Raw genomic sequence first — 20,753 nt, 5'->3', positions numbered from 1 at the left:
TTTTCGTTGTAGGAAAATATTAAATTTTTAAATAAAAGACATAATTAATTAAAATTATAATTTGCTATTAGTATCTTTTTAAAAATATTTATAATTATTTTAATAGGTTATGCAAGAAGTCTATTAAATTGAAATTTGTTAATTAATTGTTGCTAATAAAAACAATGATTTTATTAAAGACGGAGAGCAATTAGTAGAAAATGTTGATGACATTTGTGGGAAATTATAATTTTGTAAAGGAACATAGATTAATTTATGTAATCATGTTAACGAATAAAAAAATACAAATGAGAATTCATTTTTAACAAAAGTGTATAATGTATATACCATATACATTTTTTATTTATGCAAATTATTTTAAACTCTTTTCACATAAAAATAATTCTATGAGATGCTGATTAAAATTTATAATTATTTAATTAAATTACCTAATTAAAGTTTTATAAATTATCTTGCATTAATTTTAAGAATAAGTTATAGTTAACGTGTGATAAAAAGATAAAATGCTGATATATGTTAGTATTATGGACTAATGTTTCTACATCTTACCGTCATTAAGATACTATAGGGCATAATTTTTTTTGTTTTATTTTCGTAAATTTAACAAAAATAATTTGCATAACCTATTTCGCACATTAGCAATGATAGTTTATGTTTTTATTTTTTTATTTTGTAAAGGAGAATAACAATTGTGCAAATAGACAAATTAGAATTATATCTACCAGAGGATAAAATTCAAAATAAAATTAAGGATTATGCGGAAAAATTAAATAAATTATACGAAGGCAAAACATTATATTGTATTGGTTTACTAAATGGAGCATTATTTTTTATGAGTGATTTGTTAAAACAACTTAAAATTCAAATTGTGATTGATACAATGAGTATTTCAAGTTACATTGGAACTCAGTCAACAAATAAACTTACTATTCATAAGGATATTTCAAAAGATATTACTGGACAAGATGTTTTATTAATTGAAGATTTGATTGATACTGGTAAAACTTTATCGGCTGTCATTGAACAAATTCAAGCAAAAAAACCAAATAGTTTACAAGTAGTTTGCTTAGCAGATAAAATTGCTATGCATCCAAATTTTAATTATCCCTATGATGCACTATTTATTGTTCCAAATGAGTTTATTGTTGGTTATGGTTTTGATTATAATGACCAATTTCGACAATTACCAAATGTATACATATGGAGAGGTGAATAAATGAAAACAACAAATAAAATTATTATTTTAGATTTTGGGTCACAATACACTCAATTAATTGCCCGTCGGATCCGTGACTTAGAAGTATATTGTGAAGTATGACCATATAATACAGCATTAGAAAAAATTAAAACAACACCAATGAAAGGAATTATTTTATCAGGTGGGCCTGCTTCTGTTTATGCAGAAGATGCATTTTTAATTGATAAACAATTGTTTGAATTAAAAGTTCCTGTTTTAGGAATTTGTTATGGAATGCAATTAATAAGTCATTTACATGAAGGGACAGTACAACGAGCAACAAAACAAGAATTTGGTTTTTCAGAATTAATTATTGATAATCAAGAAGATTTATTTGCGAACATCCCTGTTAAATCACAAGTGTGAATGAGTCATGTTGATCATATTGAAGGCATGCCAACAAATTTTATTCAAATTGCTCATAGTGAAAATTCAATTAGTGCAATTAAACATTCAGAAAAGAAAATTTATGGTTTACAATTTCATCCAGAAGTAACCCACACTTTAATTGGCCAACAATTATTAAGCAATTTTGTTTTTAACATTTGTGGTTGTGAGCCAAAATGAAAAATTACAGAGTTTATTTCAGCAGCAACAACTGAGATTAAGAATAAAGTTGGAACTGATAATGTTGTTTTAGCATTATCAGGTGGTGTTGATTCTAGTGTTTGTGCAGTTTTATTACATAAAGCAATTGGAAAACAATTAACATGTATTTTTGTTGACACCGGATTATTACGCCAAGATAGTGTATGAAATGATTTACAAAAATTTCAAGAAAAATTTAAATTAAATATTATTAAAATTAATGCGCAAGAAAGATTTTTAACTGCTTTAAAGGGAGTTACTAATCCAGAAGAAAAGCGAAAAATTATTGGGAATTTATTTATTGAAATTTTTAATGAAAAAGCAATAAAAATTCAAAATGTTAAATGATTAGGACAAGGAACAATTTATCCAGATGTGATTGAATCTGTCTCAGTGAAGGGACCATCTGCCACAATTAAATCGCATCATAATGTTGGGGGATTACCAAAGGATTTACCATTTCAATTAATTGAACCATTACGTGAATTATTTAAAGATGAAGTTCGCCGAACTGGTGAAGCATTGGGAATTGATTCTAAATTTGTGTATAAGCATCCGTTTCCAGGACCAGGTTTAGCAGTCCGAATTATTGGTGAAATTACCGCAGAAAAAGTAGCTTTATTACAAGCAGCTGATCAAATTTTTATTGATGAATTATATCAGGCAAATTTATATGATCAAGTTGCACAAGCATTTATTGTTTTATTACCTGTTCAGTCAGTTGGTGTAATGGGCGATGTACGAACATATGGATATACTGCTGTTGTGCGCAGTGTTGATACAAATGATTTTATGACAGCAAATTGAAGTCGGCTGCCATTTGAATTATTGGAAAAAGTATCAGCTCGAATTGTAAGTGAAGTTCATGGAATTAATCGAATTACTTATGATATTACATCAAAACCACCAGGAACAATTGAGTGGGAATAAAAAAATATTAGTAATTTTTTACATTAATATTAAAAAATGTTATCATTATTTACAGGAATGTTGAGGTACAAAGTGCAAATTGGTTTGATGAAAGAATTTGAAGTTTTTTACAAAAAAAGAAGATTCTTTTTGATATCTTTAATATTCTACAAAATAAAACAATAATTAATGTTAATAATGCAATTTACTAGTTAGTAATAATTTACAAACTAGTTTTTTATGCAATTTTAAAAAAGAAGGAGAAAAAATAATGGAAAAAGAACAAACTACTTTAATTGAAAATAATATTAAATTATTATTAGGTCCGCATGATCGCCCAAAAAGCTTTTTGCAATGGTCAATTTTAGCATTACAGCATGTTTTTGCTATGTTTGGTTCAACGGTCTTAGTACCATTAATTATTAATTAAACAGCTGGAGTTGAAGTTATGAACATTGCAATGGTCGTGTTTTGTTCAGGGGTTGGAACATTAATTTATATTGCAATTACCGCTGCAAAAGTACCAATGTATTTGGGAAGTTCGTTTACATATATGGTAGCAATGGGGGTGTGTTACCCTTTATATGGCAATGCGGTTTTTATTGCCGTAATGATGGTTGGTGTTATTTATATCACTTTTGGAGTATTAGTATATTTTATTGGTAATAAATTTTTAGAACGAATTTTACCAGCAGTAATTGTTGGACCATTAATTATTATTGGAATGTCTGTTGCCCCAAGTGCAATTAATAATGCTGGTTTTAATCCAACTGCTTGAAAGCAACCTTATTCACATTGGATTGGGATTGGAATTGCTATTTTTACCTTTTTAGTAACAGCAATTATCGCTTTGAAATGTAAAGGATTTGCTAAGGTAGTTCCAGTCATTATTGGTGTTGTCGCAGGATATTTATTATGTGTAATTCTTCATTTCGCAATTGGAACAGAATATCAAATTTTAAATACATCAAAAATTACTGACCCAAGTCAATGACAATGATATCCATCGTTTAAAAAAATTTGAGATTTAAAAGCAAGTAATATTGGGCCAGCTATTTTAGCAATTAGTCCCTTGGCAGTTATTGCGATTGCTGAACATATTGGTGATCATATTAGTATGGGCCAAATGATAGGAAAAAATTTTGTTAAAGACCCTGGAATGCATCGGACATTAGTTGCTGATGGAGTTTCAATTATTTTTGATGGTTTAGTTGGTGGACCAGCAAATACAACATATGGTGAAAATGCTTCAGTAGTTGGGATGACACGAATTGCTTCGGTATGAGTAACAGGATTGGCTGCCTTGTTTGCAATTGGATTATCATTTATTGCTCCAGTGAATTAATTAGTACAAATGTTGCCAGCACCAGTAATGGGTGGGATTAGTATGATTATGTTTGGTTTGATTGCTACAAACGGAATTCGAGTGTTAATTAATAATCAAATTGATTATACAAATATGAAAAATGTTTTTGTAACAACAATTATGTTAGTGTTAGGCTTAGGAGGGGCGGTTTTTAATTTTAATTTAGGGACTGGTAATTTACAATTTACAGGTGTTGCACTAGCAGCATTTGCTGGAATTTTCTTAAATTTATTGTTACCAGATCATCAAAATAATGGTTTTCAATGATGAGAAAAATTAAAGTTATTTATTAAAACACAAAAAGAACAAAAAAAAGTAAAAAAAGAGAAAAAAAATAAGAAAAAGTAAATACTTATAAATGAGAATAAAATAAGAATAAATTTTACTCTCATTTTTCATTAGGAAACTTTATTTTGATGTTTTTATTAATTTTAGTTGCAAATAATAAACTTTTATAGAATAATTATTAAAGAATAAATTGGTTGTTAATTTTGAGATTTAAGGAAGTGATGAGTAGTGTTATTTTTAAAAAAATTAGAGGCATTTGGTTTTAAATCATTTGCTGATCCATTAACAGTCAATTTTGATCATGAAATGATAGGAATTGTAGGACCAAATGGGAGCGGAAAATCAAATATTAATGATGCAATTCGTTGATGCTTAGGTGAACAATCAATTAAATCACTTCGTGGGAATAATAGTGAAGATGTTATTTTTAATGGGTCAGAAACAAAACCAGCATTAAATATGGCAGAAGTTAAACTAATTTTTGATAATACAAACCGGATTTTTGCAATGGACTATGATGAAATCGAAATTATTCGTCGTGTTTTTCGAGGAACTGGTGAAAATGAATATTTTATTAATAAACAACGAGTTCGTTTAAAAGACATTCAGGATTTTGCAATGGATAGTGGTTTAACAAAGTCATCATTAGCAATTATTTCACAAGGAAATATTAATGCTTTTGCAGAAGCAAAGCCATTAGAACGACGTGCTTTATTTGAAGAAGCTGCTGGGGTTGCAAAATATAAACGCCGTAAATTAGAAGTTTTAAAAAAATTGGACCGTTCAAATGAGAATTTAGCACGTTTAAAAGATATTTTAAATGAAATCGAACGTAAATTACCAAGTTTGAAACGGCAAAGTGAAAAAGCAATCAAATATACAACATTAAAAGATAAATTAAATCAAATTGAATTAGCTGTTTTAGTAAAAGATATTACTTTTTTTAATGACAAATTATTAGAATTACGCTCACAGCAGAAAAAAATTATTAGTACAAAACAAGATGCTGATCGAGAATTAAAAAATAAAGAAATTGAATATAATGAATTAAACAAAGAAAACTTTAATTTGGATAGTAAAATTAATGTTTTAACTAAAGAATTTCAAAGTTTAGTTTCAGAAATTAGTGATTTAAAAGTACATAAAATTGAATTAGATAATAAAGAAGCAGCTTTAAAAATGTCTAATAATGATATTACTATTACTAATATGGTTAATGATTATAATGAATTAACCGTTAACTTACAAAATGAACGTGAAAAATTGGCAACATTAGAAACACAGCAACAAGAATATCGTGCTCAACGTGAAACTTTTAATACAAAGCAAGCTGGGCTAAATGAGCAATTAGGAGCAATTAATAAAACAATTATTCGTTTAGAAAGTGAATTAGAACGTGCACAACATAATTTTGAAAATCAGGATAATTTACATGAAGGTGTTAAAAATATTATTAATAATAAAAATGTTTTGCCTGGAATTATGGGATTAGTTCAAGATATTATTAATGTTGATGAAAAATATGAGCAAGCAATTGTGACTGCTTTAAGTGGGAGTTTACAAGATATTTTAGTTAAAAATGTTGATAGCGCAAAACGAGCAATTTCATATTTAAAACAAAACCGTGCTGGACGAGCAACATTTATTCCGTTAGATGTAATATCGCCACGCTATCTTAACAGTGATGAAGAATTTGTAATTAAATCAGTGCGAGGATATTTAGGCTTAGGAAATAATTTAGTTAAAGTAAAAAAAGAATTTCGAATTGCAGTTGATTATTTACTAAGTCGTTATTTGATTTGTACTGACTTTGATAGTGCACAAGAAATTGGAAAGTTAACAAAATATCGTTATAATATTGTTACATTAGATGGCGAAATTGTTCGCCCGCAAGGAGCTGTTACAGGGGGTTCACGACGAACACGGATGACCATTGTTAATCCAGAAAAAGAATTAAGAATTCTTAATGAAAAATTAGCAATGCAAACTGAAGAATATCATTATATTTTAAAACAATTAAATATGCTTCGACGACAATTAGATGAAATTAATGAAATTATTGCTGAAAATCAAGCTTCAATTGGGGCAGGGAAACGACAAATTGAAATTATTATGTATGACCAAACAAAGTTGCAAAATGAATATCAGTTACTAACATCAAAAAATATTAATGAAACAAAAATAGTTGAAAATGAAGCAGTGCTTAATATTACGGATCAAATTAAACAAAAAGAACTTTTAAAAACAAAAATTGAACAACAATTAAATGTTGCCCGTAGTTTAAAAGATAAGCAGTCATTAGTAATCAATGAGCTTAATAATCAAATTGGAGAAAAACGATATTATATTTCAGCTTTGCAAGAACAAATTAGCAAAATTAATACTGATTTATCGATTATTAATGTTAAAATTCAGCAAAATCTAACAAGACTAACAGAAGAATATCAAATGACATATGACCATGCTAAGACATTGGAATTAAAGGTAATTGATAATGAAGATTTAATTCGTGATGAAATTAAACAGTTACGAAGTGACTTATCTCAAATTGGCAATGTTAATTTAGAAGCAATTGAAGAATATAAAGAGGAAAATGATCGTTTTCAATTTATGAATAATGAATATAACGATGCAAATGATTCGGTTAAAAACTTGTTAAAGTCAATTGATGAAATGGATAGTATTATGAAAGAACAGTTTGATAAAACAATTAAAGAAGTAAATGAGAATTTACCATCAACTTTTGAAGTATTATTTGGGGGTGGTTCAGCAAGAATTATTTATACTGAACCAGAAAATTTATTAGAAACAGGAGTTGATATTAAAGTATCACCACCAGGGAAAAATATTACTAATTTAAATTTATTATCTGGAGGAGAAAAATCATTGGTTGCTTTATCAGTTCTTTTTGCGATTTTAAAAGTCCGACCAATTCCATTAGTAATTTTAGATGAAGCAGAAGCACCATTAGACCCAGCAAATGTTGAGCGATTTGCTAAGTATATTCGTAGTTTTGTTGATACCACTCAATTTATTGTTGTTACCCATCGCGCTGGAACAATGGAACATTGTGATGTATTATATGGGGCAACAATGCAACAAAAAGGAGTTACAAAAATTGTTGGAATTAAATTACAACAAGTTGCTGAAATGATTAAAGAATTTGAGAATAAACTTGAAAATAAAAAAGCATAAATTATTTATGATTTTTTATTTTTTTGATACAATTAGTATAAATAAGTTTTAAAGAAATAAAACCATATAAAGGGGAGGAAACTTAACGAATGAAGCCAAACGAATCTACTAAGGCTGTTAAGGAAAAGAAAGAAAAAAAACATTTTCTTAAGAGTGTAGTAGGAGAGATTAGCCATCATAAAATGTTTACTTTAGTTGGTTCTGGTTTGGCATTAGTAATATCAATTATTATTTGAACAATTGCATCGGCGAGTAATGTAATTGTTGCTGGAGGGAGTACATCAGTTGCCCAAGTAATGGCAAATATTACGGAACAATATAAACGTGATAACAAAGAAGATATTTTATATAATTCATTAGGAAGTGCTGCTGCCTTAGTTGGTGCAAAAAATGGTAGTTATGCTTTTGGTTTTTTATCAAAAGATGTTAGTTCAACGCCTAAACCAGGGGATAACCGCTCTAATGCTCAACAATTATGAGCAGATTATCATACTGGTCGTTTTGTTTTTGCCCGTGATTATATTATCTTGGTATATCATTTACCAAATGGTTGTCAAATTAAACCACACCAAGATTCGTTACAATTTCAAAGTTTTTTTGGTGGAGAAGGAACTGAATTAATTCGTAAGATTTATACTGATTCAAATTTTACTTGACAACAAGCTTTTGGTTCGCAATTAGTTTGTAGTAGTGGTAGCAATAAATTTTATACTTTAACACGTGAGTCTGGAAGTGGGACAAGAGATTTTTTTGAATCAGCAGTAATTAAAAGCAAAAAATATGAAACAAATCAAGTAGCTTCATCAAATGGTTCAATGTATCAAGCAATTTCAACTACTCCTGGGTCAATTGGTTATATTTCTTTTTCATATATTAAAAGAATTATTAGCAATGAAGATTTAGGGGCAAAAGCAATTGCTAGTGTTATTAGTAAAGGAAGTACAGAACCAGAATTACCATATAAAGTTATTGATAATAATTATGAATTTAATCCAGATTATTCTTTAACAAGACCCTTTACTGGAATTATTAATTATCAAGGAAAACAATTCAATAATGCCTTACCTTTTATTGCATGAATGTTAGATCCATTACCATATTCAAAAACAAAACCAAAACTACGAAATGGGAAATATAATCCTTATTATGACCCAAATTTTAAGTTAAGTCCACATGATGCTGCATATTGATATATGGAAGAAGGCGAAGAACCACTATCAATTGATGACTTTTTCTTCCGAAAGTATAATAATAATAATACAACTTTTGCAAAAAGTGGAAGAACAACTGATAGTGAAAAAGTAGCTTGAAATTTTAAATCAGATTATCAAAGTATTTGAGATATTATTGTGAAAAAGTTTCCCGAAAAATATCAAGCATATTCTGAATATGAATATAACGGAATGGAGAATTAACTATGACCAAGAAAGAAGTCACGAAAGAAAAACAATCGTTTTCCCAAAAAATAACATTATGAAAAATTCGTTTTACAAATAATTTTCGCGGACGAAAACAAATTATTGATTTTACTTCAAAAATTATTATTTATTGTTTTGCGATTTTAACAATTTTAATTTTATTAACTCTAGTTGGTTTTATCATTTATAAATCAATTTATTTCTTCCAGCATTATCCTGGTGGTTTTTGAGGCTTTTTATCAGGTAATACTTGAAATGCTAATAATAGTCAATTTGGTATTTGACGAATTATTATTGCAACATTTTTTGTCTTATTAATTGCTTTACTATTTGCAATTCCGTTAACTATTTTTTCATCATTATATATTTCAGAATATTTAAGTTCAAGGATTAAACGTAAAGTGATTGGTATTATCCAATTGCTAGCTGGAATTCCATCTGTTGTTTTTGGATTATTTGCTTTAGCAATTTTAGGACCGCTTTTCATGTTAATGGGCGCTCCTTCAACCTCAAACTTATTAGTAACATCAATTACTTTAGCTTTTATGGGTTTACCAATTATGATTTCATTATCAATCAATGCTTTAGAAAATGTTCCTGATTCATATCGCTTTGGTTCATTAGCATTAGGATTAAGTAAAACCCATACAACTTATCGTATTGTTTTACGTTCAGCTTGATTTAAAATTATTACTGCTATTATGATGGGAGTTGCACGGATTATTGGAGAAACAATGGCTGTGATGATGATTGCTGGAAACGCACCAGATGGTTTAAAACTTGGAAATGGTTTTATTAATTTTATTTTTTCATCAATAGCAACTTTAGCATCAACAATTGGATTAGAAATGTTGGAAAATTCAGGGCCAATGCATGAATCAGCATTATATGCAATTGGACTAGTATTATTTATTATCGTCTGTATTATTAATATTTTTATTATTTCATCACAAGCATTTCATAATCGAAAACGAAACTATCATGCTCGTAAAACAACAAAAGGTTTACGATTAAGTAAATCATATAATGCTAATAAAATTAATAAGTTATTTTATGAACATATTGAAAAAACAAGGAGTTTGAAAAAGTTTAAAGATGGAATCGGAATGTTCTTTTTAATCTTTTCAACTGTAATTATTGTATCATTTACATTAGTTATTTTAGCTACAATTATTTGAAAAGGATTATTTGGAATGGTATGAAGTGATCTAATTTCAACATCAACCTTTGATGGCGGAGCAGGAATTCTTTCAACATTTTTAGTTACTCTGTTATTAGTTATTTGTTCAATAATTTTTGCGATACCATTATCATTAATGGTTGCCATTTATTTAAATGAATATGCCCGTCCAAATAGCATTTTTGCAAAAGTGGTGCGTTTTGCAATTGATGTTTTATCATCAACACCAAGTATTATTTATGGAACTTTTGGATTAGCTTTCTTTATTGGTGTTTGTCGTTTACCATTATCCATTTTAAGCTCTGGTTTAACCTTAACAATTGTTATTTTGCCAATTATGATTCGTAGTATTGAGGATGCTTTATCAGGTGTTGAAAACTCATTGCGACATTCCTCATTAGCATTAGGAGCTAACAAAACATCAACAACGCTGAAAGTTGTTTTACCAAATGCGATGCCAGGTATTATTACTGCCATTATTTTAGCAATTGGACGTGTTATTGGTGAATCAGCGCCAGTTTATTTAACATTAGGAACCGCGGTACGGTTACCAATTGCTGGATTTATGTCACCAGGGGCAAGTATGACAACACAAATTCTAATGCTCTCAAAAGAAGGAGCAACAGCAGGAGCAATGCGAATTATGTTTGAATTAGCTTTTGCGATTATGGTTTTAATTTGGTTATCAAATAGTTTGGCCCATATTTTAGGGAAGAAATTTGCACCAAATTATGTTAATATTGGATTTAGAGCGAAGTGAAAAAATTGAATTAATAACTTGAAATTTTTCTTTTCAAAAGAAAATTATCTTCATCAAAAACAAAGTTTTAATAATTTTTGAAAAAAATTTGTACCAAAGAAAAAACAACGCCATGAAGAAAATAAGACTAAGAAGAAGGGGAAAAATAATGGATCCAAAAGTAATTATTAAGAATCCAACATTTGATTCATCAGATAATAATCCAGATTTAATTAAAGTAAAAAATGTTGACTTTTTTTACAAAGGAAACAAGCAGGCTCTTTTTAATATTTCAATGAAAATTAAAGAACATACTGTTACTGCTTTTATTGGTTCCTCAGGATCAGGAAAATCAACATTATTGCGTTTATTTAATCGAATGAATGATGTTGAGCCAAAGTCAATTTTTAAAGGTGAAATTTTAATTAATGGGAAGAATATTTATAGTCCTGAAACAGATATTGTTAAATTACGAACAGACATTGGGATGGTATTTCAAAAACCTTCACCATTTCCAATGTCAATTTATGATAATGTTGCTTATGGACCACGGAATCAAGGAGTTCGTGATCGAAAATTAGTTAATAGTATTGTTCTTGAAAGTTTAAAACGAGCAGCATTATGAGATGAAGTAAAAGATAATTTACGAGATTCTGCTTTTGCATTATCGGGGGGACAACAACAACGTTTATGTATTGCCCGGGCAATTGCGATGAAACCTAAAATTTTGTTAATGGATGAACCAACCAGTGCATTAGATCCAATTTCAACATCAAAAATTGAGGAATTAATTACCCAACTAAAAAAAGATTTTACAATTGTTTTAGTAACCCACCATATGCAACAAGCCGCACGAGTTGCTGATTATACTGCTTTTTTTGCAAAAGGGAAATTAATTGAATATAATAAAACTAAGATTATTTTCTCTCGTCCGGCTAATAAAAAAACAGAAGATTATATTACTGGACGTTTTGAATAACGAAAGGAGGGGGACAAAATATGAGCATAAAAATTGAAAATGATTTAGCACAAACAAAACAAATGATTATTGATATGATTGCAATGACAAAAAATCAATATGATGATATGGTTAAATGTTTAGAAACAAATGATGTTGAGCTTGCTCAAAGTGTTATTTCCGCTGATGAAACAATTAATAAAATGCAAGAGGCTTTCATTGAAGTTTCACTATGAAAAATTGCAAAACAACAAATGGTTGCAAAAGATTTACGACGAATAGTTGGTTTCATTTTGATTGTTAAGGAAGTTGAACGTATTGCAGATTATGCAAAAAGTATTTGTCGTTATTATATCAAATATAAACCTTCAACAAAGTTAATTAATTTTTTAAAAAAATTAGTTGCAAAAGTCATTGAAATGTTAACAGAAGTGTCAAATATTTTTGAGGAAGAACGAATTGAGTCAGCATATAATATTTTAAAATATGATACTGAATTAGACAAGATTTATAAAGTTGAAAATGATGCTTTAATTGAAAAAATTCGTGAAGCAAAATCAAAAGAAGAAATTAAAGTTATTACTTTAACAATGCAACAATTACGTTCAATTGAACGGGCTGGAACACATATCATTAATATTGCTGAAACATTAATTTATATTATTGAAGGAAAAATTTATGATTTTGAATTACCAATTTAATATGGTCTTCATGATGAAGATCATTTTTAATGCAAAATTATCAATGAATTTTTATTACTTGTAGTTTTATATTTAATATAATTAAATTTATTGCTAAATAGTTAAAAATAAAAGTATAATTTATAATGGATATAAAAAATAAAGAAGGTGACAAAAAGATATGAAAATTTGTAATAAATACAATGAAATGTTGAAAATGAAGAATTACACTTAATGAAATTGTTAATAGGAAATGAACAAATTAACAATCTTTGTAAAGATTGTTTTAATCAAAAAAAGAAAATAATATTGAATTATAGTTGGTATTTAATTATTGTTTCAATAGTAATAAGTACTAATTTAAGTATGTATAAAATTCTATCGAGAAAATATCTTATTAAATAATATGAAGACAATAAAATAGATAAAATCAAAATAGAAAAATTTACTATATAAGGTGAAAATTATTGGTTGTAGCAAACAAGAATGTATTATGGTTAAAACCAAAAACTTTGTTGCTTGTTAAAAAAAGAGGAGAATTAAGATGTCATATTTAGATAATTTAAAATTATGGAAAGATGCTAAAAATTTAGATCCAACATTAGCCGCTGAATTTCAACAAATGTCTGAAGCAGATTTAATTGCTGCTTTTTCAGATGATTTAGAATTTGGAACTGCTGGATTGCGAGGATTATTAGGTCCAGGAACCGGAAAAATGAATTTATATACAATTCGAAGAGCAACATTAGCTTTTATGCAATATTTAAAAACAATTTATTCTGCGACAGATTTAAAATCAAAAGGAATTGTAATTGGGCATGATAACCGTCATTTTTCAGCTGAATTTGCACAAGAAGTAGCAAATATTTTTGCTAGTAATAATATTAAATCAATTTTATTTACTAATAATGACCTTCGCCCAACGCCAATGGTTTCTTATACCATTCGGAAAATAAAAGCGGTAGCGGGTGTTATTATTACAGCAAGTCATAATTCGCGTGAATATAATGGTTATAAAATTTATGATCATAATGGTTCACAGTTTTTGCCAGTCGCAACTGATGTCATTGGTGAAAATTACTTAAAAATTAAAAAAGAAGTTTTTACTTTAACTTTAAATCCAGATTCAACTTTAATTACATATGTTGCAAAAGAAGTCGAGGATAATTATGTCAGCGATGTTAAAGCAATGCAGTTTTATCCAAATCAAAAACGTAATATTAAGATTGTTTTTTCTAATTTGCATGGAACAAGTAAAGAATGAACTCCACGAATTTTAAAAGAATGTGGCTATGATGTTACGATTGTAGAAGAGCAATTTGATAATGATCCTAATTTTACTTTTGCCCTTAATCCGAATCCAGAATTAACAGAATGTTATGATTTAGCATTAAAATATGCGAAAAAAATTAATGCTGACGTTATTATTTTAAATGACCCTGATGCTGATCGTTTAGGAATTGGTGTTAAAATTAAAGATCATGAGTATTATTTAATGACTGGAAATGAAACAGCTCCGGTATTAATTGAGTATTTATTTTCCCATTATCAACCTAAAAAAACATTACCTAAAAATGGGGTTATGTATAATACTTTTGTTACTGGAAATTTATCAGATAAAGTAGCTGAAAGTTATGGTGTTCAAGTTATTAAAACATTAACTGGTTTTAAATGAATTGGGGATCAAATGAGCAAAGCAGCAGATAAAGGGTTAGAATTTTTATTTGGATTTGAAGAAGCATATGGTTATGTTTTAAAAGACATAACTCGTGATAAAGATGGAATTCAATCATCATTAGTCTTAGCAGAAGCTTGTTGGTATTATCATAATCAAGGAAAAACATTATATGATGTTTTAGTTGAACAATATAATAAATTTGGTTATTTTTATTGTAAAACAGTTAATTTAGTTCGTGATGGAATTGACGGCAAAAAAATTATTAATAATATGTTAAAAAAATTACGACAAGAAACAATTACTAGTTTAGATAAAATTAAATGTATTAAAAAAGAAGATTATTTGCATGGTTTATATGAAATGCCAGGCCAAGACTTACTAAAGTTTTATTTTGCAGATGGTAGTTGATTTGCAGTTCGTGCAAGTGGAACAGAACCAAAAATAAAATTCTATTTTGTTTGTGTTGATAAAACAAATGAAGAAGCAAAAAGAAAAATGGAAGCAATGTATCAAGAATTAGAAACTAATTATTTAAAAGAATAAAAGTTATGCTAATATATAGTTAGAAAATAGGGGGTTTGGGTATGGCAAAAATTATTTTTGAAGCGGATGATAATCGCAAAGGAATTGTTGATAAAATTTTTGTTACAAATAAACAAGTTGTCCAAAAGGGGGATAAACTTGCTAACATTATTACACAAAATAAAGTTTATGAAATTAAAGCACCAATTACTGGTGAAGTGTTAAATCTTATTGTTTATGAAAATAAAGTTATTAATAGTGGTGATGTTTTATTAGATTTATTACCATTTGAGGCAACCCTTAATGAACATGACAATAATTTTGAGCAACCCTATAATACTATTTCTTTTAATGGTTCTGGAAAATATAATGTACAAAATCGGCCACCAATTGATGTTAAAAAATCAGAAACAGAAATTTTTCGCGAAGAATTAATTGAAACATTACTAGCACGTGAAGTAGCTGGTGAAAATCCACAAGATGATTTTGAAGATTCAATTGAAATTGATTTACCAGAAGAAAATATAGCACAAGATTCAACCCCATTTTTTAGCCAGAATAATGATTCAAAGACATTTCCGTTTAAAGATAAAGTTGAAAATATTCTTGAGAATATTCCTAGTGAAGAAAATATTGAAACATTGCAAAAAGATTTGGGTGATTTAAAAGAAGATTTGGCAATTGTTAAAGATGATTTAGCAACAATAACAATTGAAGAAGAAGTTATTGAAGAACTTGAAAATTTAGAATGTGATTTAGCATTTATAGCAGAAATGGCTGCGAGAAAACAAGTTGATGATAAAAAACTAGACCCCTTACATCATCAACCCTTTGATAGAGAAGAATACAAACAAGAAAATTATACAAAAGAAGAATTAAAAAGTAATTTTGCTCAAAGTATAAATAATGTTGATGATTCAAAAATGGAACCTATTATAAATTTAGAACAAGATAAATTAGTGGAAAATAAGCCGAAGGAGCATCATAGTCAACATTCAAAGTCACATTCAACGGTTCATTCGTCTGTTTACTCTCATCTTAAAAAGCATAAGTCAGAAGATGCAACGTCAAGGGAACATTCCGATTCTTCAGAACATAAAATAAAAGAAAATCCACAAACTTTGCAAGTTGACAAGGTAAAATTAAATCAAGAAGCAATTATTCGTGCAAAAGAAATTATGGAAAGTAAAAAAAATATTGTCCATGGTTTTATTGATGTTGAAGTTGATGTTAGTGAGTTAGTTAATTTATTGTCAATTATGCGTGAAGCATATTCACAAAATGATATTGAATTAACATTATTGCCTTTTTATGTTAAAGCAGTCTATGATGGATTAAAAAAATTTCCTGTTTTAAATGCATCTTTTATTAGTCAGAAAAATGAAATTTTATTAAAATGATTTTATAATATTGCTTTTAGTGTAGATATTGATACTGCAGTAAAAATGCCTGTTTTATATAATTTAAAAAATGTTTCAATTAAAGAAATTGCTTCAAAGCTAACAAAATTAATAAGTAAAAGTATTAATAATGAATTAAAAGAAAAGGACTGTCAAGATGCCTCATTCTCAATTATAAATTATGGTGAATATGGAATAACACGGGGAACATTTACAATTCCAGATGATAATGTTTCCGGAATTGCAATAGGTATTATTTTTAAAAAACCTGTTGTGGTTGAAAAAAATGATATTGCAATTCGTGATATTATGGTAATTACATTGGGGTATAATGAAGCTGTAATTAATATTACTGAAGCAAGTAAATTTATCCATTATGTTGCATATTTATTATCAAATCCAGGACTTTTATTATAAGATAAAAAGTCATTACTCACTTTTTTATTTCTAGGAGGGGAAAAATGAATATTAAAGATTTAACAAAAGAAGTTAATAATGTAGAATTAATCGTAATTGCTGATAAGGTGACCCAAGGGACAGCATCTAATGGCAGCACTTATTTATCAATAACCTTGAAAGATCGTACTGGAACAATTGAAGCAAGGTTATGAGATGCTCGTCCTGCTGATATTGAAAGTTGAATTAAAGGTAATTGTTACAAAGTAAATATTAATATTATCGAGTATCGAAAAGTTTTACAAGCAAAAATTAATAGTTATAATATTGTTGATAATGCCAGTATTAATCTAGATGATTTTATTGAAGTTGCGCCGCTTCCAGCAGATGCAATGTATGATGAAATTATTACAACAGTAAAAAAAATGAAAACAACTGAATATCGTGAAATTATGGCTTTAATTTTAGCAAAATATGGTGAGCAATTTAAAATTTGACCAGCTGCTATTCGTAATCATCATGAAATTAAATCAGGTTTAATTTGGCATAGTTTAACTATGCTGCAAATGGCAAAAAATGTTGTCAATGTTTATCATGATCGTTTAATTGATGCGGAACTATTATATTGTGGTGTTATTTTACATGATTTAGGAAAAGTTATTGAAATTACAAGTGGTGCTACGAATGATTTTTCATTTGAAGGAAAATTACTTGGTCATATTTCAATTATGGCAAATGAATTAAATCATCTTGCCCAAAGTAATAATTTAAATTCAGAAAAAATTGTTTTATTAGAACATATGATTTTAGCTAGCCATGGTCGATTGGAATATGGTTCACCTGTTGAACCACACTTATTAGAAGCAGAAATCTTATCATTTTTAGATAATTTAGATGCACGAATTTACCGTATTGATAAAGAGCTAGAAAAAACATTGCTTAATGAGCAAACACAACGCCTGCTATCTGTTGAAGGCCGTTGATTTTTAAAACATTTTGAAAAATAATGGTTAATTTAATTGTAAAAAGTTTAAAATTTTTTTAAAATTTTATATTTTTTGCAATTTTTTCTGTTTTTCATTTGACTTTTCTTTTTTATTTTTTGTGACAGGTATATATATAATAACATTACGGTATGATTTAATTTTCAGGAATAAATGCCATAACAAAATAACTATTGGCACATTTAGTTAGTTATATCGAAAGAACTATTAATACTACTAAGAATAGAAAAAGAGAATATAACATGAAAATTATTATAGTTGGAACTAACCATGCAGGTACAACTGCTGTTAGAATCTTAAGACGATTAGATCCGAAAACAGAAATTGTTACTTATGATAAAAACAACAATATCTCATTTTTAGGATGCGGAATTGCACTATGAGTTTCAGGAGAGGTAAAAGATCCAAACGGTTTATTTTATGCTTCACCAGAAGTATTAAAAAATGAAGGTATTAAAGTAAACATGGAGCATGAAGTATTATCAATTGATAATAAAAATCAAAAAATTTGTGTAAAAGATCTAAAATCAGGAAATGAATTTGATGATAATTATGATAAATTGATTTTAGCGATTGGTTCTTGACCAATTATCCCACCAATTGAAGGAATTAAGCAGGAAGGTGTTCATATTGTTAAATGATTTCAACATGGGGAATTAGTAAAAAAAGCAAATAATGACAAAAATATTCAAAATGTTGTTGTATGTGGGGCAGGATACATTGGCGTTGAATTAGTTGATGCTTTTCATCAAAAAGGAAAAAATGTTACTTTAGTTGATATTTCATATCGCATTATGCCACGTTATTACGATAAACTTTTTACTGATAAAGTTGAAGGAGCAATGCGTAAAGCGGGTGTTAATTTACGTGGTGGCGAAAAAGTTATTAAATTTGAGGGTAACAATAATAAAGTAACAAAAGTAGTAACAGATAAAGGTTCATATGATGCTGATTTAGTAATTTGGTCAGTTGGTTTTAAACCTGCAACAGAAATTTTAAATGGTGTTATTGATTTAGACAAAAATGCAGCCATTAAAGCTGATCAATATATGCAAACATCAGACCCAAATATTTTTGCAATTGGTGATTGTGTTGAAGTTTATGATAATGCTAAGAAACAGCCAGCATATATTGCTTTAGCAACAAATGCTGTTCGAACAGGAGTTATTGCAGCTGTTAATGTTTTAAAACCAGCAGGTTTAGCATCACCAGGATTCCAAGGTTCAAATGCAATTAATGTTTTTGGTTGAGCGCTAGCTTCAACAGGAATGACAGAAACAGTGACAAAAGATTTAGGATTTGATTACGATCAAATTACATTTACGGATAATGATCGTCCAGAATTTATGGATACATATCAAGAAGTTTTAATTAAAATTTTTTGAGACAAAAAAATAAGAAAAATTATTGGTGCACAAGTAGCTTCAGAGGCTAATCATACAGAAGTTATGTATATGTTTTCATTAGCAATTATGAAGGGAGTTACAATTGATGAACTACCATTAATTGATATTTTCTTCTTGCCACATTTTAATAAGCCATATAACTTTATTACTTTACCAGGCTTAGAAGTATTAGGATTAAATTACTTTAAAAAATAAGAAAAATGATTTGTTTTAAAAATTCTTCTACAGATGTTTATTTTAATTTGGCTTTAGATGAGTATCTTTTAAAAAGTGATATTAAAGACAACATTTTCTTTTTGTGAAAAAATTTTAATACAATTGTTATTGGTCGAAATCAAAATACGATTGAAGAAATTAATTTACAAGCGGTTGAAACTGATAAGGTGAATGTTGCTCGTCGAATAACAGGTGGTGGGGCTGTTTATCAAGATGATGGTAATTTGTGTTTTTCCATTATTGTTAATAAAGATGATAAAATTGCGCAAAATTATGAAAGTATTTTACAACCTATTATTAATGTTTTACAAAAACTTGGTTTAAATGCTAAGTTTGCTGGTAAAAATGATATTGAAATTGATGGCAAAAAAATCTCTGGTAATGCAAAAATAAAGTATAAAAATCGGTTGCTACACCATGGAACATTTTTATTTGATGTTGATTTAAGTAAAATGCAAAAATACTTAAATGTTAGTCAAGATAAAATTATTTCAAAAGGAATTAAATCAATTCCGGCACGAGTAACTAACTAATATTCGACCATTATTAACAAATGATATTACAATTGATGAATTTATGCTATTTATTACTAATGAGTTTTTAGCACAAGGAACACCAGTGTTAGATTTACCACCAGATATTATTGCGGCAGTTAATAAACTAGCTGATGAAAAATATCGAACATGGGAATGAAACTTTGGTAATTCACCTGAATTTAGTTATCAGAATAAAATTCGATATGAAGGAAAAGGTACCGTTGATGTGCGTTTAAATGTTAATGAAAGAAAAATTACGAACATTAAATTTTTTGGTGATTTTTTAGGTTCTGGTGGAACAGAGCCACTTGAAACTCTTTTAACAGGTTGTGAATATAATCTGAATAAAATTAAAACAAAATTATTAGAAATTAATATTAAAGACATTTTTGGGGATAAATTTGAACTACAAGAAATTTTAGATGTTATTTTTACCTAAAAATATTTAAAAAACAGGAAAGGCAGGAATCAAAAAGATGTATTTTAACAAATTTGATTCGTTAAAAAATGAAATGCTTCAAATTATGGATGTAACGGGAAAGATTGTTAAACCAGATTTGATGCCAAAAATTAGTGACGATGAGGTTTTAACAGCGTATAAATTAATGTGCTTATCACGTCGCCAAGATGATTTTCAAAATAAAATTCAAAGACAAGGAAGAATGCTATCATTTCTTTCATCAACTGGGCAAGAAGCAACTGAAGTAGCATATGGAATGCAAATTATTAAAGGAAAAGACTGATTTTCCTCAGCATATCGAAATAATGCTGCTTGATTAGCAACGGGTGTTCCAATGCGCAATATTATGTTATATTGATGTGGAAATGAAATGGGAAGTTATATGCCAGAAGGAATTAATACTTTACCAATTAATATTCCAATTGCAACACAATATTCGCATGCAACTGGGTTAGCATTTTCTGAAAAATATAATAGACTTCTTGCATAACCTAGTTATTTTAAAATTCCTATAAAATATATTTAAAATAGAAATTATAGGAATCTAAAATTATGAAATTTGATAAATTTGATTTTA

General features: G+C 28.1%; 14 protein-coding genes, 2 pseudogenes and 1 riboswitch. All 16 genes and pseudogenes read left to right on the top strand.

Annotated elements, in window-relative coordinates:
• Nucleotides 1–487 precede the first annotated feature (487 nt).
• Nucleotides 488–585, top strand: a riboswitch (purine riboswitch).
• A gap of 106 nt (nucleotides 586–691) precedes the next feature.
• A complete protein-coding gene (gene hpt, locus EHU54_RS01055; RefSeq protein WP_114564572.1) occupies nucleotides 692–1,216 on the top strand; it encodes a hypoxanthine phosphoribosyltransferase in 525 nt (174 codons plus the stop codon).
• Entirely contained in the window at nucleotides 1,217–2,755 is a 1,539-nt protein-coding gene (gene guaA / locus EHU54_RS01050; protein WP_400248461.1) for a glutamine-hydrolyzing GMP synthase, read from the top strand.
• 250 nt (nucleotides 2,756–3,005) lie between these two features.
• Nucleotides 3,006–3,164: a hypothetical protein gene (locus tag EHU54_RS01045; RefSeq protein ID WP_400248460.1), complete on the top strand. Its 159-nt coding sequence runs from the start codon at nucleotides 3,006–3,008 to the stop codon at nucleotides 3,162–3,164.
• Nucleotides 3,165–3,182: 18 nt separating this feature from the next.
• Nucleotides 3,183–4,448 (top strand): annotated as a pseudogene (locus EHU54_RS01040) (uracil-xanthine permease family protein).
• 168 nt (nucleotides 4,449–4,616) lie between these two features.
• The gene (locus EHU54_RS01035) at nucleotides 4,617–7,583 is read left to right on the top strand and encodes a chromosome segregation protein SMC (protein ID WP_400248459.1); all 2,967 of its coding nucleotides are present in this window, start codon (nucleotides 4,617–4,619) and stop codon (nucleotides 7,581–7,583) included.
• A gap of 89 nt (nucleotides 7,584–7,672) precedes the next feature.
• On the top strand, nucleotides 7,673–8,998 hold the full coding sequence (gene ptsS, locus EHU54_RS01030) for a phosphate ABC transporter substrate-binding protein (protein ID WP_400248458.1): 1,326 nt from the start codon (nucleotides 7,673–7,675) through the stop codon (nucleotides 8,996–8,998).
• Nucleotides 8,999–9,000: 2 nt separating this feature from the next.
• A complete protein-coding gene (gene pstA / locus EHU54_RS01025; protein ID WP_400248457.1) occupies nucleotides 9,001–11,112 on the top strand; it encodes a phosphate ABC transporter permease PstA in 2,112 nt (703 codons plus the stop codon).
• Complete coding sequence (gene pstB / locus EHU54_RS01020) at nucleotides 11,090–11,899, top strand: phosphate ABC transporter ATP-binding protein PstB (RefSeq protein WP_400248456.1); 810 nt, start codon at nucleotides 11,090–11,092, stop codon at nucleotides 11,897–11,899. The genes pstA and pstB overlap by 23 nt, the downstream gene beginning before the upstream one ends.
• Before the next feature lie 20 nt (nucleotides 11,900–11,919).
• Nucleotides 11,920–12,579, top strand: coding sequence for a phosphate signaling complex protein PhoU (gene phoU / locus EHU54_RS01015; RefSeq protein WP_053390556.1), 660 nt, complete (start codon nucleotides 11,920–11,922; stop codon nucleotides 12,577–12,579).
• A 523-nt stretch (nucleotides 12,580–13,102) separates the two neighbouring features.
• Nucleotides 13,103–14,779 carry a phospho-sugar mutase gene (locus EHU54_RS01010; RefSeq protein WP_400248455.1) on the top strand — a complete coding sequence of 559 codons (1,677 nt, stop codon included), beginning with the start codon at nucleotides 13,103–13,105 and terminating at the stop codon, nucleotides 14,777–14,779.
• Between the two features lie 41 nt (nucleotides 14,780–14,820).
• On the top strand, nucleotides 14,821–16,575 hold the full coding sequence (locus EHU54_RS01005; RefSeq protein ID WP_400248454.1) for a 2-oxo acid dehydrogenase subunit E2: 1,755 nt from the start codon (nucleotides 14,821–14,823) through the stop codon (nucleotides 16,573–16,575).
• Nucleotides 16,576–16,619: 44 nt separating this feature from the next.
• Entirely contained in the window at nucleotides 16,620–17,561 is a 942-nt protein-coding gene (locus tag EHU54_RS01000) for a 3'-5' exoribonuclease YhaM family protein (RefSeq protein ID WP_400248453.1), read from the top strand.
• A gap of 239 nt (nucleotides 17,562–17,800) precedes the next feature.
• The gene (locus EHU54_RS00995; protein WP_400248452.1) at nucleotides 17,801–19,159 is read left to right on the top strand and encodes an FAD-dependent oxidoreductase; all 1,359 of its coding nucleotides are present in this window, start codon (nucleotides 17,801–17,803) and stop codon (nucleotides 19,157–19,159) included.
• Between the two features lie 5 nt (nucleotides 19,160–19,164).
• Nucleotides 19,165–19,713 (top strand): biotin/lipoate A/B protein ligase family protein, encoded by a 549-nt coding sequence (locus tag EHU54_RS00990; protein ID WP_400248450.1) that lies wholly within the window; start codon nucleotides 19,165–19,167, stop codon nucleotides 19,711–19,713.
• Between the two features lie 43 nt (nucleotides 19,714–19,756).
• Nucleotides 19,757–20,155: a lipoate protein ligase C-terminal domain-containing protein gene (locus EHU54_RS00985; protein WP_400248449.1), complete on the top strand. Its 399-nt coding sequence runs from the start codon at nucleotides 19,757–19,759 to the stop codon at nucleotides 20,153–20,155.
• 37 nt (nucleotides 20,156–20,192) lie between these two features.
• Nucleotides 20,193–20,654 (top strand): annotated as a pseudogene (locus tag EHU54_RS00980) (thiamine pyrophosphate-dependent enzyme); the annotation flags it as partial.
• Nucleotides 20,655–20,753: the final 99 nt, after the last annotated feature.

It is taken from the genome of Spiroplasma sp. ald, from assembly GCF_044714355.1.
GTDB lineage: Bacteria > Bacillota_I > Bacilli_A > Mycoplasmatales > Mycoplasmataceae > Spiroplasma > Spiroplasma phoeniceum.
The sequence above is the reverse complement of the archived record's forward strand: the minus strand, read 5'-3'. Positions and strand labels throughout refer to the sequence as shown.